The organism is Streptomyces himalayensis subsp. himalayensis (assembly GCF_013778455.1).
GTDB classification, from domain to species: domain Bacteria; phylum Actinomycetota; class Actinomycetes; order Streptomycetales; family Streptomycetaceae; genus Streptomyces; species Streptomyces himalayensis.
This window is the reverse complement of sequence record NZ_JACEHE010000002.1, coordinates 507,297-529,232: the sequence shown is the minus strand read 5'-3', so window position 1 is coordinate 529,232 and position 21,936 is coordinate 507,297. Positions and strand designations below refer to the sequence as shown.

At 68.0% G+C, this 21,936-nt stretch carries 23 protein-coding genes; 11 read left to right on the top strand and 12 right to left on the bottom strand.

Annotation, left to right across the window (positions count from 1 at the left end; genetic code table 11):
• The first annotated feature begins 65 nt into the window (after positions 1 to 65).
• Positions 66 to 1,757, top strand: coding sequence for a YibE/F family protein (locus H1D24_RS06180; protein WP_309484213.1), 1,692 nt, complete (start codon positions 66 to 68; stop codon positions 1,755 to 1,757).
• 119 nt (positions 1,758 to 1,876) lie between these two features.
• On the opposite strand, the gene H1D24_RS06175 is transcribed toward H1D24_RS06180, so the two are convergent.
• The 4 genes from H1D24_RS06175 to H1D24_RS06160 all read right to left on the bottom strand — a co-directional run bounded on the left by H1D24_RS06175 (position 1,877) and on the right by H1D24_RS06160 (position 4,288).
• Positions 1,877 to 2,314, bottom strand: coding sequence for an SsgA family sporulation/cell division regulator (locus tag H1D24_RS06175; protein ID WP_181656328.1), 438 nt, complete (start codon positions 2,312 to 2,314; stop codon positions 1,877 to 1,879).
• An 84-nt stretch (positions 2,315 to 2,398) separates the two neighbouring features.
• On the bottom strand, positions 2,399 to 3,148 hold the full coding sequence (locus tag H1D24_RS06170; RefSeq protein ID WP_309484223.1) for an IclR family transcriptional regulator: 750 nt from the start codon (positions 3,146 to 3,148) through the stop codon (positions 2,399 to 2,401).
• Positions 3,149 to 3,573: 425 nt separating this feature from the next.
• Complete coding sequence (locus tag H1D24_RS06165; protein WP_181656419.1) at positions 3,574 to 3,789, bottom strand: DUF5326 family protein; 216 nt, start codon at positions 3,787 to 3,789, stop codon at positions 3,574 to 3,576.
• Between the two features lie 181 nt (positions 3,790 to 3,970).
• Positions 3,971 to 4,288, bottom strand: coding sequence for a cupin domain-containing protein (locus H1D24_RS06160; RefSeq protein WP_181656326.1), 318 nt, complete (start codon positions 4,286 to 4,288; stop codon positions 3,971 to 3,973).
• Positions 4,289 to 4,347: 59 nt separating this feature from the next.
• Here H1D24_RS06160 and H1D24_RS06155 point away from each other — a divergent pair, with 59 nt between their 5' ends.
• From H1D24_RS06155 to H1D24_RS06135, 5 genes are all read left to right on the top strand, one after another.
• Complete coding sequence (locus H1D24_RS06155) at positions 4,348 to 4,725, top strand: phage holin family protein (protein WP_181656325.1); 378 nt, start codon at positions 4,348 to 4,350, stop codon at positions 4,723 to 4,725.
• Between the two features lie 45 nt (positions 4,726 to 4,770).
• Entirely contained in the window at positions 4,771 to 5,262 is a 492-nt protein-coding gene (locus H1D24_RS06150; protein ID WP_309484222.1) for a low molecular weight protein-tyrosine-phosphatase, read from the top strand.
• Positions 5,259 to 6,500 (top strand): cystathionine gamma-lyase, encoded by a 1,242-nt coding sequence (locus H1D24_RS06145; RefSeq protein ID WP_258563844.1) that lies wholly within the window; start codon positions 5,259 to 5,261, stop codon positions 6,498 to 6,500. Before H1D24_RS06150 ends, H1D24_RS06145 begins: the two co-directional genes overlap by 4 nt.
• A 195-nt stretch (positions 6,501 to 6,695) precedes the next feature.
• A complete protein-coding gene (locus H1D24_RS06140) occupies positions 6,696 to 7,601 on the top strand; it encodes a LysR family transcriptional regulator (protein WP_181656323.1) in 906 nt (301 codons plus the stop codon).
• A gap of 81 nt (positions 7,602 to 7,682) precedes the next feature.
• Entirely contained in the window at positions 7,683 to 8,165 is a 483-nt protein-coding gene (locus H1D24_RS06135; protein ID WP_181656322.1) for an NUDIX domain-containing protein, read from the top strand.
• A gap of 18 nt (positions 8,166 to 8,183) precedes the next feature.
• On the opposite strand, the gene H1D24_RS06130 is transcribed toward H1D24_RS06135, so the two are convergent.
• The gene (locus H1D24_RS06130; RefSeq protein ID WP_181656321.1) at positions 8,184 to 9,884 is read right to left on the bottom strand and encodes a globin domain-containing protein; all 1,701 of its coding nucleotides are present in this window, start codon (positions 9,882 to 9,884) and stop codon (positions 8,184 to 8,186) included.
• A 704-nt stretch (positions 9,885 to 10,588) separates the two neighbouring features.
• Here H1D24_RS06130 and H1D24_RS06125 point away from each other — a divergent pair.
• Positions 10,589 to 11,455 carry a GNAT family N-acetyltransferase gene (locus H1D24_RS06125; RefSeq protein WP_181656320.1) on the top strand — a complete coding sequence of 289 codons (867 nt, stop codon included), beginning with the start codon at positions 10,589 to 10,591 and terminating at the stop codon, positions 11,453 to 11,455.
• Between the two features lie 98 nt (positions 11,456 to 11,553).
• Here H1D24_RS06125 and H1D24_RS06120 read toward each other — a convergent pair whose 3' ends face one another.
• A complete protein-coding gene (locus tag H1D24_RS06120) occupies positions 11,554 to 12,762 on the bottom strand; it encodes an MFS transporter (RefSeq protein WP_181656319.1) in 1,209 nt (402 codons plus the stop codon).
• 140 nt (positions 12,763 to 12,902) lie between these two features.
• Between H1D24_RS06120 and H1D24_RS06115 the strand changes: the two genes are divergently transcribed.
• Together H1D24_RS06115 and H1D24_RS06110 are read left to right on the top strand one after the other, a co-directional pair.
• A complete protein-coding gene (locus H1D24_RS06115; RefSeq protein ID WP_258563843.1) occupies positions 12,903 to 13,424 on the top strand; it encodes a MarR family winged helix-turn-helix transcriptional regulator in 522 nt (173 codons plus the stop codon).
• A gap of 22 nt (positions 13,425 to 13,446) precedes the next feature.
• Positions 13,447 to 13,899, top strand: coding sequence for a GNAT family N-acetyltransferase (locus H1D24_RS06110; protein ID WP_181656318.1), 453 nt, complete (start codon positions 13,447 to 13,449; stop codon positions 13,897 to 13,899).
• Between the two features lie 103 nt (positions 13,900 to 14,002).
• Here the strand turns inward: H1D24_RS06110 and H1D24_RS06105 are convergent, their stop codons facing one another.
• The 3 genes from H1D24_RS06105 to H1D24_RS41690 form a co-directional block, all read right to left on the bottom strand.
• Positions 14,003 to 15,391, bottom strand: a complete 1,389-nt coding sequence (locus H1D24_RS06105; RefSeq protein WP_181656317.1) for a serine hydrolase domain-containing protein — start codon at positions 15,389 to 15,391, stop codon at positions 14,003 to 14,005.
• 653 nt (positions 15,392 to 16,044) lie between these two features.
• On the bottom strand, positions 16,045 to 16,215 hold the full coding sequence (locus tag H1D24_RS41695) for a hypothetical protein (RefSeq protein ID WP_220136387.1): 171 nt from the start codon (positions 16,213 to 16,215) through the stop codon (positions 16,045 to 16,047).
• A 30-nt stretch (positions 16,216 to 16,245) separates the two neighbouring features.
• Entirely contained in the window at positions 16,246 to 16,449 is a 204-nt protein-coding gene (locus H1D24_RS41690; RefSeq protein WP_220136386.1) for a transposase, read from the bottom strand.
• 670 nt (positions 16,450 to 17,119) lie between these two features.
• On the opposite strand from H1D24_RS41690, the gene H1D24_RS06095 reads away from it, so the two are divergent.
• A complete protein-coding gene (locus H1D24_RS06095) occupies positions 17,120 to 17,686 on the top strand; it encodes a dihydrofolate reductase family protein (RefSeq protein ID WP_181656316.1) in 567 nt (188 codons plus the stop codon).
• A gap of 103 nt (positions 17,687 to 17,789) precedes the next feature.
• Here the strand turns inward: H1D24_RS06095 and dnaB are convergent, their stop codons facing one another.
• Complete coding sequence (dnaB, locus tag H1D24_RS06090) at positions 17,790 to 19,268, bottom strand: replicative DNA helicase (RefSeq protein WP_181656315.1); 1,479 nt, start codon at positions 19,266 to 19,268, stop codon at positions 17,790 to 17,792.
• A 458-nt stretch (positions 19,269 to 19,726) separates the two neighbouring features.
• Here dnaB and H1D24_RS06085 point away from each other — a divergent pair, with 458 nt between their 5' ends.
• Positions 19,727 to 21,064 (top strand): MATE family efflux transporter, encoded by a 1,338-nt coding sequence (locus tag H1D24_RS06085; protein ID WP_181656314.1) that lies wholly within the window; start codon positions 19,727 to 19,729, stop codon positions 21,062 to 21,064.
• A gap of 154 nt (positions 21,065 to 21,218) precedes the next feature.
• Here H1D24_RS06085 and rplI read toward each other — a convergent pair whose 3' ends face one another.
• Positions 21,219 to 21,665 (bottom strand): 50S ribosomal protein L9, encoded by a 447-nt coding sequence (gene rplI / locus H1D24_RS06080; protein WP_181656313.1) that lies wholly within the window; start codon positions 21,663 to 21,665, stop codon positions 21,219 to 21,221.
• A gap of 18 nt (positions 21,666 to 21,683) precedes the next feature.
• On the bottom strand, positions 21,684 to 21,920 hold the full coding sequence (gene rpsR / locus H1D24_RS06075; RefSeq protein ID WP_003949403.1) for a 30S ribosomal protein S18: 237 nt from the start codon (positions 21,918 to 21,920) through the stop codon (positions 21,684 to 21,686).
• Positions 21,921 to 21,936: the final 16 nt, after the last annotated feature.

The following is a 21,936-nucleotide window of genomic DNA, read 5'->3' as shown; positions in this document are numbered from 1 at the left end:
CCACGCTAGCGTCATGTCGGGCGAGCTGAACAGAGGACCTCCGTCGTTCTTGCGATGATCTGAACGTGAGCCCCATGCAGCAGCCCCCGCAGCCGCCCTCTGAACCGCCGCAGGGACGAGGCCGGCCAGGGCCTCCGTACGGGGGCCCTCCGTCAGGGCCTCCGTACGGGGGTGGCCCGCCCGGACCTCCGTACGGCCAAGGCCCGTCCGGCGCGCCCGGAGACCGCCCCACCGGCTCGGAGAGCGGACACGGGCCCGGACATGGGCAGGGGCAGGGTGCCGGCCACGGGCAGGGGCAGGGGCAGGGGCAGGGGCAGGGTGCCGGCCACCGGCAGGGGCACGGCTCCGGACACGGCAACGGCAACGGCAACGGCAACGGCAACGCCCCTGGCTTTGGCCCCGAACCCAGTCAGGGCCCCGGGCATGGCCACTCGCACGCCCACGGACCCGCTGCGCCCGTCTCGAAGCATCTGCGCAAGGTGATCGCCGCGGTGCTGATCCCCTTCGCAGCCGCGGTCGTCGTGGGTCTCGCCGTGCTCTGGCCCGGCGGCGCGCCGCCGCACGAGCGCACCGGAGTCGGCTTCGACCGGCAGACCGAGCAGGCCAGGGTCGTCAGGGTCGAGAAGGTGGACTGCAAGGACGTGAACGCCTCGGGGGACACCCCGACGGGCGACACGTCGACCGCCGAGGGTCAGTCCGCCCAGCAGCAGGCGAACGGGATCTGCGGCAAGGCGACCGTCGAGGTCACGACCGGCGAGAACAAGGGCCGTACGTTCACGGAGATCGTGCAGCCGGACGCACCGCGGCAGCTGCACGAGGGCCAGGAGGTGGTGGTCGCGTACGCACCCGATGCGCCCAGAGAACTGCAGTACTCGGTCACCGATGTGAACCGCAGGCTGCCCATGGCGCTGCTCGCCGGGATCTTCGCGCTCGCCGTGGTCGTGGTGGGGCGGATGCGCGGTCTCATGGCGCTGATCGCACTGGCGATCAGTTTCATGGTGCTGACGGTGTTCATCCTGCCCGCGATTCTTCAGGGCTCGAATCCGCTGGTCGTCGCCGTCGTCGGGGCAAGCGCCATCATGCTGATCGCGCTCTATCTCTGCCACGGGCTCACAGCCCGTACGTCGGTCGCGGTGCTGGGCACACTCATCTCGCTGCTGCTCATCGGCCTGTTGGGCTCGCTGTTCATCGACTGGGCCGCACTGACCGGCAACACGGACGACAACACCGGCCTGATTCACGGCCTTTACCCGGAAATCGACATGAGCGGGCTGCTGCTTGCGGGTGTGATCATCGGTTCGCTCGGTGTGCTCGACGACGTCACGGTGACGCAGACCTCGGCGGTCTGGGAGCTGCACCAGGCCGACCCCACGGTGGGCTGGCGGGGGCTGTACCGCGCGGGGATCAGGATCGGCCGCGACCACATCGCATCGGTCGTGAACACCCTGGTCCTGGCGTACGCGGGCGCTGCCCTGCCGTTGCTGCTGCTGTTCTCGATCGCCCAGAGCAGTGTGGGGGCGGTGGCCAACAGCGAACTGGTGGCGGAGGAGATCCTGCGCACCCTGGTGGGCTCTATCGGCCTTGTCGCCTCGGTGCCGGTGACGACCGCTCTCGCCGCGCTGGTTGTCTCGGCCGACCGCCCGGCCACGGGTGCGGGGCAGGCTCCGGACGCGGCGGGGGCGGCGGATGCCCGGTCGGCAACGGGCACCCGGCCGCCGGCGCCACGCGGCGGACGAGGGCGGCGCCGCAAGCACTGACCCCGGAGAATCAGGCGCCAGACGCGCCAGGGGCCTCGTAGGCGCCTAGGTGCCTCGGACCTCGCACGCGACTGGTGAAGCGTTACGGCTACTGCTGGTGCAAGCGTCTTCGCTTTCTGTCAGCCTGCGCTCTGCTCCTCGGCGAGGATCCGGTCCAGGGTCTCGTCGAGGTTGGCGTCGAAGTCGGCGAGGGCACGTTCCTGCCCAAGCGGCACAAGCTTGTCCGTACGGTCGAGGAAGGCCACCAGGGGTGCGATCCCCGCCTTGAACATCGCCTGGTCCGTGCTGACTTGAAGCGTGATGAGCACCTCGTCGAACATCTTGTCTCCGGTGGGAGCGATGCGCACGTCCCCGTCGCCGCACGGCGCGACCACCCCATCGACCAGGAGTTCCCGTCCGAAGGCCCAGGTCACGGGAGCATCGCCCGGAAGATGGAAGGTCAAACGCACGGCATAGGGATCACGGGTCTCATAACTCAGCTCCACCGGGATACGAAAAGAAAGCTCCTCGGAAACGAGAAAGCTCATCATGACCTCAGCCTGTACGGACTCGCGCATCGCCGCCCCGTCAAATTCGCCGTCGTCTGGCCAGGGATGAGCCCCTGACACGCATATGGAATCTTGCTCAACGTACACAACAGATCACAAGGAGTGATTTTTCAGATGCTGATAGAGACCGAGCGTCCCTGACAGCCTGCCTATCTCGCTCTGCAAGCGCCGCGCCACCGGCAGCAGCCGTTCCTCCTGATGGGCCGGGAGGGACACGGCAATCGCGGCGGCCGTGGTGCCGAACGTGAGGGGAATCGCGGCGCACACCGTGCCCAGGGCGTACTCCTGCCGTTCGAAGACCGGCTGCATGCGGCGTATGGCCTGGAGCCGCCGCAGGAAGGTTCTTTCATCGCGGACCGAGTACGCGGTGATCGACTGCACCGGATAGCGGTCCAGATGGTCCCGGCGCGCTTCGTCGTCCAGCTGGGAGAGCAGGCACTGGCCGATCGCATGGGTGTGCGCGGTCTCGCGGAAGTCCGCCCATTCCGGCACGGCGGGGGCGGCCGGGCTGTCCACGACGGCCAGGACGTCGATCTCACCCTCCTGGTACACCGCGTAGTACACAGGTACGCCGAGGGAGTCACGCCAGTGCGCCAGTGCATCGCCCATGATGCCGCGACGTTTCTGCTGAGCGCCCTTGCTGCCGAGCCGTTCGGTGGCCTCGCCGAGGACGAACAGACCGTCCTCCCGGTGGAGATAACCCTCATGCGCCAGGGTGCGCAGCAGGTGGTACGCGGTGGGGAGCGCGAGCCCGGTCTCGCGGGCCAACTGCTTGGCAGGCGCGCCGTGGTCGTGTGCGGCGACGGCCTCCAGCAGGCGTATGGCCCGCTGGACCGAGCCGATGAGAGTCGGCGCCTGAGCACGGGCACCCCCTGGGGCAAGGCCGGGCGGGGCCGGAAGGCAGTGGGGGGGCTTGTCGGCGGGTGTGGTGTCAACCTTGGCCAAGGGTCGCTCCCGAAGCGCGTGGGTTCGGCCCGTGCCGAGGGACACGGGGAAGGAGCTGAGAGCCCGCTCGCGGGGGCCGCCCCGCGTCGGATTACCGGACTCTAGCCCTTGGCCGCCGGCTGCCGGCGGCCGCGCCGGGAAACTTCCCCCTGCCGAGGGAACCGCGCCGGAATCCGCGCCCTGCGACGCTGATTTCCGGTCACTCTGCGACGCGTCGATCGTTACTGCACGATCCGTCGGTCGCTGTGTCGGTCGTTGTCACGGGGCCACCATCCGCTGTTGCGAGATCTGCCGGCCACCGGCTGCGCGGTCCACCAGTCGGTCTACCAGTCGCCGTCGCGCGAGGACGAGGTCGTCATGAACTTGCGTACGACGTAGATGAGTCCACCGACGAGCGCAACGAACAGCAGCACCTTGAACAGCAGACCGATCACAAAGCCGACAACGCTCGCAATCATCCCTCCGAACACCACCAGGGCGATGACCGGCACCGCGATCCACTTCACCCACCAGGGCATACCCGCGAAGATCTCTCGCACTGTCATCGTCCTTACCTCTTTCCGCGCTTACCTGAGTCCGTGTCCTCGATGCTAGGGGCGAGGCGGGGGGCCGTGGGGGCGTCGGGCCCCCTGTCCTTCCCTGATCGTCCCCCTAGGGAACCCCGAGACGGCTTCCCCGGACGGCTCACCCCGAAAAGGCTTGCGGCGCGGTCCCGGCGGCTCAGCGCTCCGGCGGTGAGAAGACCACGAGTACGCGCAGGTCCTCGGAGATGTGGTGGAACTTGTGCGCGACGCCGGCCGGCACATAGACGACGCTGCCCCGCGCCACCTGGGTGGTCTCCATGCCGACGGTGATCGCGGCGCGCCCGCTGACGACGAAGTACACCTCGTCCTGGTTGTGCGGCTGCTGCGGGTCGTGCTCACCCGCGTTGAGCGCATAGAGGCCGACCGACATGTTCCGCTCACGCAGAAACTGCAGATACGCACCATCATTGGCGGCGCGCTCCGCCTCCAGTTCATCCAGCCGGAATGCCTTCATCGCTTCTTCCGCCCCTTGGCCGTACTCATGATCCGATCAGGTCTGCCACGATCAGACACATGATGAATTTCGTAGTCAAGACACTCGCCAACGCCGGGGCTCTGGCCGTGGCCGTATGGCTGCTCGACAAGATCACCCTGACCGGTGACAGCACCGGCAGCAAGGTGCTGACGCTGATCATCGTGGCCCTGCTCTTCGGCCTGGTGAACTTCCTGGTCAAGCCGGTGGTGAAGGTGCTCACCTTTCCGCTGTTCATCCTGACCCTCGGCCTGATAACGCTCGTCGTCAACGCCCTGATGCTGCTGCTCACCTCGTGGCTCGCGGGCAAGCTCGACGTGAGCTTCCACGTCGAGGGCTTCTGGACCGCCGTGCTGGGTGGCCTGATCATCTCGGTCGTGTCCTGGGCCCTGAATGTCGTACTGCCGGACAAGGACTGAACGCATCCGATGACTTCTCTCCCTCCCCGGTCGTCGGCGCCCTCTGTGCCGTATCGCGTGTGCTTCGTCTGCACCGGCAACATCTGCCGGTCGCCCATGGCCCAGTCCGTGTTCAGGGCGCGCGTCCGTGAGGCGGGTCTCGACGGGCTCATCGAGATCGACAGCGCGGGCACCGGCGGCTGGCACGAGGGCGACTGTGCGGACCCCCGTACCGTGTCCGTGCTCGAGGCCAACGGATACGCGGGCGAACACGTGGCGCGGGAGTTCCGGGCTTCCTGGTTCTCCCGGCTCGATCTGGTGATCGCGTTGGACTCCGGCCATCTGCGGGCTCTGCGCCGGTTGGCGCCGACTCCGGAGGATGCGGAGAAGGTCCGGCTGCTGCGCTCTTTCGACCCCTCCGCGTACGTGGATCTGGACGTGCCTGATCCTTACTACGGGGGCTTGGACGGGTTCGAAGAATGCCTGGCCATGGTGGAGGCGGCGAGCGAAGGCCTGCTCGCCGCCGTGCGTGAGGCAGTGGAAGGACAGGCGGCATGACGGACATCCCGGAGACGGCGGGTATACCGAACAAGGCGGACGCCCCCGAGAAGGCGGTCACCTCGGCTCAGGCGCACAGCGCGGCAAAGCCACCGGCCGCGGACGGCACGCGCCCGGTGGAAGCCGGCGACGGCACACGCGCGGTACGGGCGGGTCTGCCGGAGCCCGTGAAGTACGAGCCGAGCCTGCCTGGGCCGGTCTTCGCGGCGCACTTCCATCTGCCCGGCGATCCCACGGGGCCGTACACCTACGCCCGTGACGAGAACCCGACCTGGACGCACCTTGAGCGGGCCATCGGCGAGCTCGAGGCGCCGGGGCAGGACGTGGAGACGCTCGTCTTCGCGTCCGGCATGGCCGCGATCTCGGCCGTCCTCTTCTCGCAGCTGCGCGCCGGCGACGCGGTGGTCCTGCCGAGCGACGGCTACCAGGTCCTGCCGTTGGTGCGCGAGCAGCTGACCGCGTACGGCATCGAGGTGCGCACCGCGCCGACCGGCGGCGACGCCCAGCTCGATGTTCTGGACGGGGCCCGGCTGCTGTGGATCGAGACGCCGTCGAACCCTGGGCTCGACGTGTGCGACGTGCGGCGGCTCGTCGAGGCCGCACACGCACGTGGCGCTCTGGTCGCCGTCGACAACACCCTCGCCACCCCGCTTGGCCAGCGGCCGCTCGAACTCGGCGCCGACTTCGCCGTGGCCAGCGGCACCAAGCAGCTCACCGGACACGGCGATCTCCTGCTGGGGTACGTCGCCTGCCGCGACGCCGAACTGACGGCCTCCGTACGGCGCTGGCGCAAGATCGTCGGCGCCATCCTCGGTCCGATGGAGGCCTGGCTCGCCCACCGCTCGATCGCCACGCTCCAGCTGCGGGCCGACCGGCAGAGCGCCAACGCGCTGGCGGTCGCCGAGGCACTGCGCGGCCGGGAGGAGGTGACGGGGCTGCGCTATCCGGGGCTGCCCGACGACCCTTCGCACAAGATCGCTTCCCAGCAGATGCGCCGCTTCGGGTGTGTGGTCTCGTTCACACTGCCCACGCGCGCGCGTGCCGATCGTTTTCTGGAAGCGCTGCGGCTCGTGGACGATGCGACGAGCTTCGGCGGTGTGCGTTCCACGGCCGAGCGGCGCGGCCGGTGGGGCGGGGACGCGGTTCCGGAGGGCTTCATTCGCTTCTCGGCCGGGGCCGAGGACACCGACGATCTGGTGTCGGATGTGCTGCGCGCCCTCGACGAGTCGGCGGACTGACGGCTTCCGCCGGGTACAGCGGACGGTCCGAGCCTCCCCCCTCGCGGCTCGGACCGTCCCGGTTCTGCGCGCGAAGAACCGCAGGAACAAGGCTAGTTGACTCTCTGTCAGTGTCCAATCACAGTAGCGACAGAGACCTATCGACTTATTTATAGTTGGGCGCGGCTGAGGGCTCTGAGAGGGGAGGAACCACCGATGGATCTGGCCCTGCTGCGCACTTTTGTGACCGTGCACCGGGCCGGTTCGTTCACGAGGGCCGCCGCACTGCTCGGTCTCTCGCAGCCCGCCGTGACGTCTCAGATCCGCACTCTGGAGCGGCAGCTGGGCCGCCCGCTCTTTCTGCGTCAGGCGCGTGGCGTGACTCCCACCACGATCGGCGACGAGCTGGCCCACAAGGCCGCCCCACATCTCGACGCCCTGGTGGAGATCACCGAGGCCGGTCTCGACGAGGGCTCCTCCTTACGCACCCTGCATCTCGCCGGTCCGCCTGAGTTCACCGCCGAGCGTGCTCTGCCGGCCCTCACCGCACTGACCCGCCAGGACGGCCAGTCCTTCTCACTCCGTGCCTCGTTCGGAAACGCAGAGGAGACGCTCGAAGGCCTTGCCGCCGGACATCACGATCTGGCCATTACGACGGCCCGTCCGCGGGGCGCTCTGCTCACCGCGACTCCGCTCTGCGACGAAGAGCACGTCCTCGTGGCGTCTCCCCGCTGGGCCGAACATGTCAGTACGGACAATCTGCGCCACAAGGATCCTCCGGCCCTGGAGAACCTCCCGGTCGTCGAGGTACATGAGTCGCTGCCGTTCGTGGCCCGCTATTGGGCCGCTGTCTTCGACTGCCGTCCGGCGATCTCCGGCACTGTCATCGTTCCCGATCTACGCGCGGTCTTGGCCTGCGCATCCGCGGGCGCGGGGCTGGCCGTGCTGCCGCGCTATCTGTGCGCCCCCGCCCTGGAACGGGGAGAGATCGTCGCGCTGCTCGAGCCCCCGGTGCCCCCGCTGCGTACGTATTTCCTCGCAGTGCGCACCGGCACGCTCGCCATGCCCCATATCGCGCGGGCGCACGAGTGGCTGCTGCGTGCTGCCGCCGACTGGGCTTAAGGAAGTCTTCGAGGAGCCGTGCGGGCGGCTCCGGGGCATGAGCGAGGTTTCACGTGGAACAGACCGGGCCACATTTCTCCCATGACCGTCCGACCCGTGGTCAAGCGCACCGCACGTGCCGTCCTTCTGGACGGGGATGACCTGATCCTGATCAAGCGGACCAAGCCCGGGGTCGACCCCTACTGGGTCACCCCCGGTGGCGGGGTCGAGCCCGAGGACGCGACCGTCGTCGACGCCCTGCATCGCGAAGTACATGAGGAACTCGGCGCCAAGATCATCGATGTGGTGCCCTGCTTTGTGGACACCGTGGAGCACATCGGCGAGGACGGTGGCGCGACGGGCGTCAAAGTGCAGCACTTCTTCGTCTGCCGACTGGAATCCATGGACGAGGCCCATCGGCATGGCCCGGAGGTGGAGGACCCGTGCGGCGAGTACGAGATCGTGCGCGTGCCCTTCACACGTGTGGGCATCGCATCCGTGCATCTCGTCCCGCTGTCGCTGCGGCACTACCTGGACGGCAACATCGAGGGCGTACGCGCGATGCATGCCCCTGACCTGGGCTGATCCCCGGAACCGAGCTGGTCAGTCCCCGACCGCGACGAGCTCCTCCACCGCGTCGTGGCGTATCCGGTCCCAGGGAATACCGATATCCCTCAGGGCATCCACGCCACGGCGGATCATGCCGGGAGGGCCCGACAGATACGCGTCGTACTCGTTCCACGGGCCGTAGGCGCGTATGGCGTCGGGCAACTGGAGATGGGCCTGCTGATCGACGACCGGGCGCACCTCCAGCCAGGGATGGGACTGCTGCAGCCGCAGCATCGTGTCGATGTCGTACAGGTCGTGATCGGTACGCGCGCCGTAGAAGACCTCGACCGGGCGTCGCTCACCGTGCTCGGCGACATCCTCTATGAGCGCCTTGATGGGCGCGATGCCGGTGCCCCCGCCGAGGCAGAGCAGACCGCTGTCGCTGCCGTGGTCGACGGTCATCGAGCCCGCGGGCGGACCGAGCCGGATCACATCGCCGGGGCGCGCGCGGTGCACGAGAGCGTTGGAGACCCAGCCGGCCGGCACCGCTTTGACGTGAAAGGACAGCAGCCCGTCGGACCGTGGCGCGGAAGCGAACGAGTAGTGCCGCCATATCCGCGGCCACCACGGCGTCTCCAGACTGGCGTACTGACCGGCCAGAAACGGATACGGCTGGTCCGGGCGCACTGTGATGACAGCGATGTCGGACGTCCTGAGATCGTGCGAGACGACCTCGGCGTACCACCACGCGGGGGCGCGCAGCTCGTCCTCCGCCGCGGCATCGATCATGACCTGGGAGATCGTCGTGTAAGTACGGACCCAGGCAGCCTCGGTCTCGTCGTCCCATGTGTTCGTGGCGTACCTGGTCAGCGCCGCGATCAGGCACTCGCCGACGGCCGGATAGTGCTCGGGCCGGGTGCCGTACTTACGGTGCCCGCGGCCGAGATTCTGCAGATAGGCGACGAGGACGTCGGTGTTGTCGATGTGCTCCGCGGCGGTCAGCAACGCCTTGAGGAGACGGTCGCGCTGGGTGTCCATGGCCGCGGGAAACAGGGGCCTCAGGTCGGGGTGGCGGACGAAGAGCAGCGCATAGAAATAGGACGTCACCTTGTCGGCGACAGGGCCGACCTCGGCCATGGTGCGCCGGACGAGAACGGCGTCCGGCGATGCTCCGTCCGACGCGGGGTGGCTCGCGGGGGCGCGGTCGGGGGCGGGCGCTTCTAGAGGCTCATGGCCGTAGGCGGGGCCTGGTGCAGTCGCTTCAGGAGCAGGCGGCTCGGGGTGCCTCGTGAGAGGGGCAGGGGCCGCTGGATCAGCTGCCGCCTCAGGTCGGGTGAGAAGCGTTCCGGCGCGTGCGGCGGCCGTCCGCGCGTCCGTTCCTGGGCTCGGCTTCGACGTGACGGCCGTCTCGGTGGTTGCCGTTTCGGCCCCGCGCCCGAACGATGGCGTCGGAGCCGATGTCGCGGCCGCAGCCGATGTCGGCGTCGGGGTGGCCGATGCCGGCGTCGCGGTTTCCGGGGTAGGCGTCGGTCGATGTGATGGTGTCGGCGCGGGGGATGGTTCCGATGTGGGCACGGGGCCTGATCCGGGCCTGCCGACGGGGCGTATGGCCGATATGCGACGGCCCTCAGCCGCCTCCGGCTCCTCGCCGGCGGGCCGCGCGGGCTGGTTGCGCGGCGTGAACCAGCCGCCCCCGCCGCCGCTGTTGTCGCCGGAAGTGCCGTCGTCGGCCGACTTGGTGGTCGGAGCGTCCATGCTGTGCCTCGCCTCGAACATCTTTCGGTCGTCTGCGCACTTCCCCTGTCGGAAGGTGCTTGATTCTCCCGCTGCCGCTTGATCGTTTTGTTGCACTGCCCGGATGCAATGCGATCCACATTGAACCTTGGACTCCCGCCTCCCAGGGACAAGTAGGGCGGGATTGTGACAATGGCCGCAGCCTTCTGACGGCAGCATCCCACCCTGCGCCATGACGCCGGCCGTGTAGCGGAAAGTGCGGGTCTTCGATCTCTCCGTCCCATTAGGCTGCGAAGAACTGCGCTCGGCCCCGCGGGATACCTGAGGAGCACCGGGGCCCGAACCGGAGTCGACCATACCGGCAGATCCCCCACACACAAGTCCCACCTTCCTTCACCAGGAATTCAGCGGACTACACCGGGAAATGGCACCAATTCGCCGGGCGCCCACGCCAATTCCTCGGTCATGCCGAGTACTTGAGGCCGGTACGCGCGACTGCCCGCCCTAGTCGGACGGCGTCACCGCCCCTGGCCCGGCCTCGTGTTTCACGTGAAACTGTGAACACCCGCAGGGCTGGACCATGCGACGCGGCCGTGCCATGCGACGCGGCAAGGCGGGAGCACTCAACGTGGCACAGCGGGGGCCACACGATATGACCGAAAGGTGTGTGCAGCGGCTCACAAACCGGTGGACGCCATGGCTCTGCGTCAGACAGCCTGACCTGCGTGTCGACACCTTCCCTCACCGCCCTGCCGATCCGTCGGCTCACCCCGCGAGATCTCGAGTCCTGCGCCGGTCTGTCCGAGGACCGCGGCTGGCCACGCGAAGAACACAAGTGGAGTCTTCTCCTGACCGCCGGTACCGGCTATGGCATCGATGACCCCGACGGGGGCCTCGTCAGCGCCTGTGTCGTGACCGAGTACGGGCCACGGGACTGCCCTGATCTGGCGGCGGTCGGCATGGTTCTGGTCGCCGAGCGGCACGCCCGCAAGGGGGTCGGCCGCCGACTGATGCGGCACGTCATCGCCGAAGTCGGTGCGACCCCGCTCACGCTGCACGCAACGTCTGCCGGTCGGCCTCTCTACGAGGAGCTGGGATTCAAGGCCGTGGGACAGGCGGAGATGGTTCGGGGTCACTTCCGTCCCGGCGGTTCCCCGCCCGCTGTTCGCACCCGCCGCGCCACCGCCGAGGATCTGCCCGCCATACTCCGGCTGGACGGCGAGGTGTTCGGCCCGGACCGCACCCACATGATCACGCGACTGCCCGCGTTCGCCGACCAGTTGAGGGTTGCGGAGGAGGGGGGCGAGATCGTCGGCTACGCGGCCGCCTGGCCCAACATGGCCACCCATGTCGTCGGCCCGCTGATCGCCCGCGACACGGAGACGGCCAAGGCACTCGTCACCTCACTCGCCGCCAGCACGGACCGCCCCCTGCGCACAGACATCGACGTACGCCACGAAGAGCTGCTCGCCTGGATCAAGGAGCGAGGGGTGGAGCAGCAGGGGCTCAACTCCGTGATGACGTACGGCATCCCGGATCTGCCGGGCGACTGGACGCGGCGCTTTGCACCCCTGACGGTCGCCGCAGGCTGACAGAGGCCTTGAGGCGCGGTCCCCTTGGAGAGGCCGTGAGGCCCGCTCCCCTTGGGGCGCGGGCCTCACTGTGCGTCTGGCCGGAGCAGAGCCGTTGGTCAGTGGTGGACGGGACTGGCCTGTTCGGCGGGCGTCGCACCCGCGACAACACGGCTGGGCTGGTCCGTCCGGCGTTCCAGCGCAGCGGACAGGAATGCTAGGACGAGCGCTGCGGTCGCCAGGAAGGCGCCAACCCAGTTCGGTGCGGTGTAGCCAAGGCCGGCGTCGATGACGAGACCGCCGAGCCAGGCAGCCAGCGCATTGCCCAGGTTGAAGGCGCCGATGTTCACTGCCGAGGCCAGCGTGGGCGCCCCATGCGCCTGGTCCAGGACGCGCTTCTGCAGCGGCGGCACGGTGGCGAAGCCCAGGGCACCGACAAGTGCGATGGTGACGGCCGCAAGTACCTTGGCGTGGGCCGTGACGGTGAAGAGGACGAGGACGATCGCAAGCGCTCCCAGGGCCGCGTACAGCATCGGCATCAGGGCACGGTCGGCATACTTGCCGCCGACGAGGTTGCCCACGACCATCCCGATGCCGAACAGGACCAGCAGCCAGGTGACGGAGCCGTCGGCGAAACCGGCGACATGGGTCATCATCGGCGCGATGTACGTGATCGCGGCGAAGACACCACCGAAGCCGAGAACGGTCATCGCCATGGCGAGGAGCACCTGGACGTTGCGGAAGGCAGCCAGTTCGTGGCGCAGGTGGACCCCTTCCGGCTTCGGCATGTCCGGGACGAGCCTGGCGATGCCGGTCAGACCGATGACGCCGAGGGCGGCGACGAGGACGAAGGTGATCCGCCAGCCGAGGTTCTGGCCTATGAGGGTGCCGAGCGGGACACCGACGACATTGGCGACGGTCAGTCCGGTGAACATCATGGCGATGGCTCCGGCCTTTTTCTCCGGTGCTACAAGGTCCGCGGCCACCACGGAGCCGATGCCGAAGAAGGCGCCGTGGGCCAGGGAAGCGACGATGCGTCCGGCGAGCATCACACCGAAGGCGGGAGCCAGGGCGGACAGCAGGTTCCCGGCGATGAACAGCCCCATGAGCAGCATCAACATGCGCTTACGGGTGATCTTGGTGCCCAGCACAGTCATGAGCGGGGCCCCGATCACGACGCCGAGCGCATAGCCGGTCACAAGAAGACCGGCCGTGGGGATGGAGGCGCCGAAATCGCCCGCAACCTCAGGGAGCAATCCCATGATCACGAATTCCGTGGTTCCGATGCCGAAGGCCCCGATGGCGAGGGCCAGAAGCGCGAGAGGCATGGGATGTACCTTCCAGATGATTGCAGGTGCACTTAACGTGCGCCCACAATAGTTGCAGACGCACTATATCTGCAAACGCGGACTATTGCGTGGCTGCCTTATCCTGGGTGCAGCCGCTCCGGGACGAAGGACCAAGAGCCATGACCGCTACCGACCCCGCACTCACCGCCCTCGCACAGGGCTGGTGTGCGCTCTCGCTGCTCCACGGAAGGATCGAGGCGCATATCGAGCGCGCCCTTCAGACCAAGCACGGCCTCAGCGTCAGGGAGTACTCACTGCTCAACACCCTCAGCCGTCAGCACGACGGTGAGGGCGGCCATCTGCAGATGAAGCAGGTCGCCGATGCCGTTGTGCTCAGCCAGAGCGCGACCACCCGCCTGGTCACCCGGCTCGAGGACCGCGGTCTGCTCAAGCGCTACCTGTGCCCCACGGATCGACGCGGCATCTACACAGACGTCAGCGAAGCCGGAGCCCGGCTCCTCGCCGAGGCCCGTCCCACCAACGACACCGCGCTCCGTGAAGCCCTCGACGAAGCGGCAAAGAACCCGGAACTGGCCCCGCTGGTCAGGGCCGTGGAGTCGGCCGGCACGTCCGGCGAACCCTCGCACGGGCCGGACGAATCGTCGGACGCAGGAGCCGAGCAAGTGATCGTGCCCGCCTAGTTGCAGGTCTAGGCTGCCATTCATGGCAGATCTCGAGATACGGGCCGCCACCGCCGAGGACATCCCGGCCATCGTGGGCATGCTGGCCGACGACCCCCTGGGCGCCCAGCGGGAGTCGCCGGACGATCTCCAGCCGTACACGACCGCGTATGCGCGACTGGCCGGAGACCCGCATCAGCACCTGGTCGTCGCCGTGCGCGATGGCCGGGTAGTAGGCACGCTGCAGCTCACGATCATTCCCGGACTGTCCCGGCGGGGCTCCACCCGCTCGATCATCGAAGGCGTACGAATCCATGCCGACGAACGCGGCAGCGGTCTCGGCAGCCGGCTCATCGAGTGGGCCGTCGACGAATCCAGGCGGCAAGACTGCCAGTTGGTGCAACTGACCTCCGATGCAACCCGCACGGACGCCCACCGCTTCTACGAGCGGCTCGGCTTCACGGCCTCACACGTGGGCTTCAAGCGTCCGCTCTGAACACACACGGGCAGCTCAGACGCAGGAGAGCTGCCTGTTTCACGTGAAACAGGCAGCTCTTCTCTCTTCTCGACTTTCGGGCTTCCTTCTCGTCGCGAGTCGGTTACTGGGGCAACGCGCGCCAACCCTCCGGGTCCACTCCGCCCGGCACTGAAGCGCCCTCCTCGTACGGCTCGCGCGTAAAGACGAACGACCCCAGGTCCAAGTGGCTCACCGAGCCGTCCGGCCGCCGCACGGCCCGCAGGACCTCTCCCGCGTAATAGCCGTCCAGCCCCGTCCAGGTCCCATCATCGTTTGCCCGGAACCGCGAGCGTCGGCCCGGCCCAGACAAGGGCCCGAGCTCAAGGTCCCCGCCGGATGCCAGCCGCAGCACCCCGGACTGCGTGCCCCAGTACCAGGGACCCGCCAACTCCAGGAGGGCGGTGTCAACTTCGGCCAGTGGCCGCCAGGGCTCGGGAATGCGCGGCTCAGCCTCGGCGACTATCCGTACGAGATCGCCGGCGACCATCGTCACGAGCGGCCCCGATGTGGCGTTGGCGAGCACGATCGCCGCCAGGTCGTCGTCCACACTGATGGTGAGGCCCGCAAGAAAGCCGGGCAGGGAGCCGGAGTGCCCCACCAGCGTCCGTCCATCCCTGTACTGAATCTGCATACCGAGGCCATAGGCACGGCCCTCCGCAACCTCGGCAGTATCGGGCGGAGCCGCGGGCGTACGCATCTCCAGCACGGAGTCCGCGCTCAGTACCCGCTCATCGCCCTTGGCCAGAAAGACAGCGAAACGCGCCAGATCCCCGGTTGTCGACCAGAGTTGCCCGGCCGGTGCCATGCGCCCCAGATCCTCCGCAGGCTCGGGCATCATCACATCGGCCCACGGGTGCACCGCCCAGCCACCCGCGTGGGGAGCCGCCGGCTGACCGCTCGTGCGGTGCAGACCGAGCGGCTGGAGGACCTCCCGGCGCAGCACCTCCTCCCACGGCGCTCCGCGGACCTCCTCGACCAGCGAACCGAGCAGCGTATACCCGGGGTTGGAGTAGTGGTGCCGACGTCCGGACGGGTGTCTGAAGGGCTGATCGCCGAGTACATCGGCGAGCTCCGGCCGCAGGGAGCCGGGCGTACGCTCCCACCAGGGCCCGGGGGTCTCGGCCGCCAACCCGCCCGTGTGCGCGAGCAGTTCGCGGATCGTGACCTCCCCTGCGCCCGTGCCCGGCAGATGTTTCTCCAGCGGGTCTCCGAGATCGAGCACGCCCTCGTCACGCAACCGCATGACCAGCACAGCGGTGAACGTCTTGGTGATCGAACCGATGCGGTACTGGACGTTGTCGTCCGGGGCGTGCCCGTCCACGCAGGAGCGGGCTCCGCTCCACACCAGCTCGTCGCCGCGGACGACCGCTGCCACCAGCGAGGGCGTCCTCCCCTCCGCCTGAGCCGTGGCGATACGGTGCAGCAGCGCGCGACGCGTGGCCGGCAGAAGTTCTCCATGGAGTGGTGTCATGGCCCCCAGTCCACCCCGCCCGGCCACGGCACGTCGAGCCATTTCCCGAGGCACCTGCAGGCCGTGCCCCGGATCGGGTGTAGGACCTCGCGGCCCGTGGCATATCCCGACGCCGTGACCAGGGGTTTTCCAGTTATCTCACGGCTTTGCCGGGGTGTTTCGTCTCACCGTCGTGTCATTTCCTCAGCCCGGGATCTTCTGGGCGGCTGAGGCGACGCGTTTCCCGAATCGGGTCAGTTTCATGGCCGTGCCGCGTTCGGCTCGCTCGAAGAGGGCTGTCCGAGGTCCGCTTCGAGGCGGTTGATCTGGATCGCCAGGGTCGACTGTTGGATGCCGAGGTCTCGGGCTGCTTCGGCGAGGGTGGGTGTCCTCTCGCATCCGACCTGGTGCAGGGCGTCGCCGCTGGGCCGCGGTGCTGCCAGATTCAGTGAGACGAGACCACCGGAGGCCGGTGGCGTGTCGTGCGTCGACGCGCGGTCAGCCTGAAATCCGCGGGTTGAGTACCGCATGACCGGATGTTCGTCGGGGACGGAGCCTCCGGTCTACAGCCGAGCGTGGCCCGCCAGAGCGGGTGCTCATAGGGTCCGCGGGCATCGTCCCTCGCGCTGAACACGTCCCGGCCTCCCGTCGGCCGTTCTGTGGACCCCGGAGGGTCAGTTGCACATGACCGACAAACTCCAGCACCAGCCCGCCAGTTCGCGGGCCACCACGACGGCGGCGACGTTCGTGTTCTTCTTCCTCGCCGGGAAGCCTTTCCCAGCGTTGGTGCAGGCGCCGGTTGCCTGCTCGGCCCGCTGGCGCACGGCCGGCGGAGCCAGTTCCATGCGGCGACGCAGGGTCACCCCGGGGCCGCGCTAGGGCTTGTAGTGCTGCCAAGACGCCTCCACCAGCAGGCGCCGGGCATGGCTGTTGCCGGTCTTGGTGATCGGGCCCAGGGTCCGGTTGGTGCCGGAGGAGTGCTCGCTGGGCACCAGGCCGAGGTAGGCGCCGATGGTCGCGCCGGTAAACCGCTGCCAGTCTCCGACCTCGACGGCCAGGCCGAACGACGGCGCTGCCACTCGCACCGAATGCCGATCCCGTCCAGGGCCCGGGCCGGCACGAACGCGGTCGGCGCGGCCTCATAGGCGACCGCGGCCGGCTGCGGCAGCGTGGCCACCCACGCCAGCACGTTGTGCGTCTCGGCGTCGAGACGCTCGCTGAAAACCTCGCCCGTCTCGCCGTCCAGGGCCCAGGCCGTCGTGGTGCGGGCGTGGACATCCAGGCCGACCGAAGTACGCTCGGAAAAGATCCGGTGCCTCCCGGTAACCGGACCCGTCCCCCGCCACAATTGCGGCACTACCCGCCACCGTGCCCCCCGGTAGGCAACCCGCGTCAACTTCCCTGCGAAGCATCGGTCTTCGGTGCGGCAGCCGCCCTCATCACCCAGCTCAAGACGGCCACTTCATACGGTCTACACAGGTATAGGGTCTCGCCGCTCGTAACATGTCGATCTTGCGTGACCTGGGCGTTCTTGGCTGTCTCACGGCCTTGTCACCCATGATCAGTCTCAAATCCGTGGCATTTCCTCGCGAGGGCGAGGTCGAGATCAGGCGGCTTGCCCGAGTCGGCCGAGTACACCACGCTGAGCCCCGAGCACGAGGACTACCGGCGAGCCCAGATCGCGCACCGATGAGTTTCCCGCGCCGCGCTGGTCTATACGCCGGACACCCACGGACGGAAGGCTGCGCCATGCGGAAACTGATCTACGGCATGAACCTGACCCTGGACGGCTACATCGCCGCGGCCGGCGACGACATCGGCTGGAGCGGACCGCCGAGCGACGAGCTGTTCCAGTGGTGGCTCGGCCACGAGCAGGCGAGTGGCCTGTCGCTGTATGGGCGCAAGCTGTGGGAGACGATGAGCTCCTACTGGCCAACCGGCGACCAGCAGCCCAACGCCACCCCGGCGGAGATCGAGTTCGCGCGGAACTGGCGGGACACGCCGAAGGTGGTGTTCTCCTCGACGATCGACAAGGTCGACTGGAACACCCGCCTGGTCACCGGCGACGCGATCGCCGAGATCACCCGGCTCAAGGCCGAGGACGGCGGCCCAATGAACATCGGCGGCGCAACGCTCGCCGGGGCGGCCATGCGCGCCGGGCTGATCGACGAGTACGCGATCGCCGCCCATCCGGTCCTGGTGGGCAGCGGCACGCCGTTCTTCACCGCGCTGGACAGCTGGGTGAACCTGAACCTGGTGGAGACGCGGACGTTTCCCGGCGGCGTGGTCCTGACCAGGTACGAGACGAGGCGCTGAGCAGCAGCACCCACACGCTAGTCTCACGGTGATGTCGTATACGACATCAGTACGACACGGCCCGTGAGATTACGACACCAGCCGCGAGACCCTACAGGGTGGATCAGGTCTGTGCCATATCCACGAACCGCGAATAGTGCCCCTGGAAGGCGACCGTGATCGTCGCCGTGGGGCCGTTACGGTGCTTCGCCACGATCAGGTCCGCCTCGCCCGCACGGGGCGACTCCTTCTCGTAGGCGTCCTCACGGTGGAGCAGGATGACCATGTCGGCGTCCTGCTCGATGGAGCCGGACTCGCGCAGGTCCGAGACCATCGGCTTCTTGTCGGTGCGCTGTTCGGGACCACGGTTCAGCTGGGAGAGCGCGATGACCGGGATCTCAAGCTCCTTGGCCAGCAGCTTGAGGTTTCGCGACATGTCCGAGACCTCCTGCTGACGGCTCTCCGCTCGCTTCGAGCCCCCTGACTGCATCAGCTGCAGATAGTCGATGACGACGAGCTTCAGATCACTCCGCTGTTTAAGCCGGCGGCACTTGGCGCGGATCTCCATCATCGACAGGTTCGGCGAGTCGTCGATGTAGAGCGGGGCCGCCGACACATCCGGCATCCGACGCGCCAGCCGCGTCCAGTCCTCGTCCGTCATCGTGCCGGACCGCATGTGGTGCAGCGCCACCCGCGCCTCCGCGGACAGCAGACGCATCGCGATCTCGTTCCGCCCCATTTCCAGGGAGAAGATCACGCTGGGCAGGTTGTGCTTGATGGAGGCCGCGCGCGCGAAGTCCAGAGCGAGCGTCGACTTACCCATGGCCGGACGGGCAGCAATGACGATCATCTGGCCCGGGTGCAGGCCGTTCGTCAGGGAATCGAAGTCCGTGAAGCCCGTCGGCACACCGGTCATCTCGCCGCTGCGCGAACCGATCGCCTCGATCTCGTCGAGCGCGCCCTCCATGATGTCGCCGAGCGGCAGATAGTCCTCGCTGGTGCGCTGCTCGGTGACGGCATAGATCTCGGCCTGGGCGCTGTTGACGATCTCGTCGACGTCGCCGTCGGCCGCGTATCCCATCTGGGTGATGCGTGTGCCAGCCTCCACCAGACGCCGTAGGACAGCGCGCTCGTGAACGATCTCCGCGTAGTACTCGGCGTTCGCAGCGGTCGGGACGGTCTGGACGAGGGAGTGGAGATACGGAGCGCCGCCGACCCGGCTGATCTCACCGCGCTTGGTCAGCTCCGCGGCCACCGTGATCGGGTCGGCCGGCTCGCCCTTCGCATACAGGTCGAGGATCGCCTGATAGATCGTCTCGTGTGCGGGCCGGTAGAAGTCGTGGCCCTTGAGTACCTCGACGACATCGGCAATGGCGTCCTTCGACAGCAGCATGCCGCCAAGGACCGACTGCTCGGCGTCGAGATCCTGCGGCGGTACGCGCTCGAATGACGGACCGCCGCCGTCCCAGGAACCCCCCTCGCGGCCGCGGTCGTGCTGCTCGTCGCGGCTCCGGCCGGACTCACGGCGCGGGCGGGAGACAGGCAGACGGTCCCCTGGACCGCTGTCGGCCCAGGGTTCGTCCAAGGGCTCGGAAATACTCACCGAGCCACCTCCTCCCGTGCTGCGCGCGGACATTCCGCGCCCCTCTTTCTACGGCACGGCACTGACAAAATGAGAGGCCCAGCTCCGGTTCTGACGGTCGGTTTCTGCGACGTTCACAAGGCCGCGGAACGGGTCGGGCGCCGGACCACGGTAGGCCCCTCGGCACCGTCAGCCAATCTGGTTATCCACAGGTCCTGTGGACGACGGCTCCGATGCTGTGGAGAACCTCGCCAAACCTGTGCACGACCCGGTGGACAGCACTGTGAACAAGCCCTCAGCTTCACTGGAAAACCCCTCTTGAGCTGCGGTTCTCCCGTCCACCGGCTGTGCAGAAGAAAAACTTCCCCCATCGGACCAAGTTCGCTGCGACCGGTGCATGACCAAGCGTCAACCAGACCCCTGAGTAAGGGATGAAGGGGCGTTGCATCACTTACCTGTGGACGATTACATTGGTGCACATGACACAGGCTTCCGCGACCACCAAGGTCGCCCGGCGCCGGCACGATCGAGAGATCATCGCGCTGGCCGTCCCGGCCTTCGGTGCACTCGTCGCCGAGCCCCTCTTCGTGCTGGCCGACAGCGCCATCGTCGGTCATCTCGGCACCGCCCAGCTCGCCGGTCTCGGCGTGGCCTCGGCCCTTCTGATGACGGCCGTGAGCGTCTTCGTCTTCCTCGCCTACGCCACCACGGCCGCCGTCGCCCGCAGGGTCGGTGCCGGAGATCTGCAGGCAGCCATCCGTCAGGGCATGGACGGAATCTGGCTGGCCCTGCTGCTCGGTGCCGCCGTCATCACCGTCGTCCTGCCCACGGCCCCGGCCCTCGTGGAGCTCTTCGGCGCCTCGGACACCGCGGCGCCCTACGCGATCACCTATCTGCGGATCTCCGCGCTCGGCATCCCGGCCATGCTCATCGTGCTCGCCGCCACCGGCGTGCTGCGTGGTCTGCAGGACACGAGGACACCCCTCTACGTGGCGATCGCGGGCTTCGTCGCCAACGCAGGCCTCAACGCGGGCCTCGTCTACGGTGCCGGGCTAGGCATTGCCGGTTCCGCATGGGGCACCGTCATAGCCCAGTGGGCCATGGCCGCTGCGTATCTCGCCGTCGTCATCCGCGGCGCCAGGCGGCACGGTGCGTCGCTGAGGCCGGACGCCGCCGGTATACGAGCCTGTGCCCAGGCCGGTGCGCCACTGCTGGTCCGCACGCTGTCGCTACGGGCGATTCTCATGATCGCCACCGCGGTGGCCGCCCGGCTCGGCGATGCGGACGTGGCCGCCCACCAGATCATTCTGTCGTTGTGGAGCCTACTGGCCTTTGCGCTCGACGCGATCGCCATCGCGGGTCAGGCCATCATCGGACGCTACCTCGGAGCCGGAGACGCCCAGGGAGCACGTGATGCCTGCCGCAGGATGGTGCAGTGGGGCGTCGCCGCCGGCATCGTGCTCGGCCTACTGGTGATCGTCACCAGGCCGCTGTTCATCCCACTCTTCACCAGTGACTCGGCCGTCCAGAACGTGGCGCTGCCCGCCCTCATCGTGGTGGCCGTGTCCCAGCCGATCTCGGGCATCGTCTTCATCCTCGACGGAGTCCTGATGGGCGCTGGAGACGGTCCATATCTGGCCTGGGCCATGCTGGTCACCCTCGCTGTCTTCACTCCCGTGGCGCTGCTCGTACCCGTCTTCGGAGGGGGACTCACCGCGCTGTGGGGTGCGATGACGCTGATGATGGCCGTGCGAATGCTGACCTTGTGGCTCCGCTCCCGCTCGGGCCGCTGGATCGTCACAGGGGCGACGCGCTGATACGGGGCGCAGACCGCTGTGGGCAGTCGTTCCTTCCCTGCGCACCCCGTTTCACGTGAAACACACGGCAACGCCACCACCAAGACGTAACGCAGCAAGAAGGGCCGCACCTGGATGGGTGCGGCCCTTCTCTCAGCTCTGCCGAGCGCAGCGCTTACGCGGCGACGACCTCGATGTTGACCTTGGCGGCAACCTCGGGGTGCAGACGCACGGACGTCGCGTGGGCGCCCAGGGTCTTGATCGGCGCACCCAGCTCGATGCGGCGCTTGTCGACCTCGGGGCCACCGGCAGCCTTGATCGCCGAGGCGATGTCGGCCGGGGTGACGGAACCGAAGAGCCGACCGGCGTCGCCGGAGCGGACGGCCAGGCGGACCTTGACGCCCTCGAGGCGGCCCTTGATCTCGTTGGCCTGCTCGATGGTCGCGATCTCGTGGATCTTGCGAGCACGACGGATCTGCTCGACGTCCTTCTCGCCACCCTTGGTCCAACGGATCGCGAAGTTCCGCGGGATCAGGTAGTTGCGAGCGTAACCGTCCTTGACGTCGACGACGTCGCCCGCGGTGCCGAGGCCGGAGACCTCGTGGGTAAGGATGATCTTCATGTGTCGGTCACCCTTCCCTTATCGCGCGGTGGACGTGTAGGGCAGCAGCGCCATCTCACGGCTGTTCTTCACGGCCGTGGCGACGTCACGCTGGTGCTGCGTGCAGTTGCCGGTCACGCGGCGGGCACGGATCTTGCCGCGGTCGGAAATGAACTTCCGCAGCATGTTCGTGTCCTTGTAGTCCACGTACGTGACCTTGTCCTTGCAGAAAGCGCAGACCTTCTTCTTCGGCTTGCGCACAGGCGGCTTCGCCATGGTGTTTCTCCTGTGT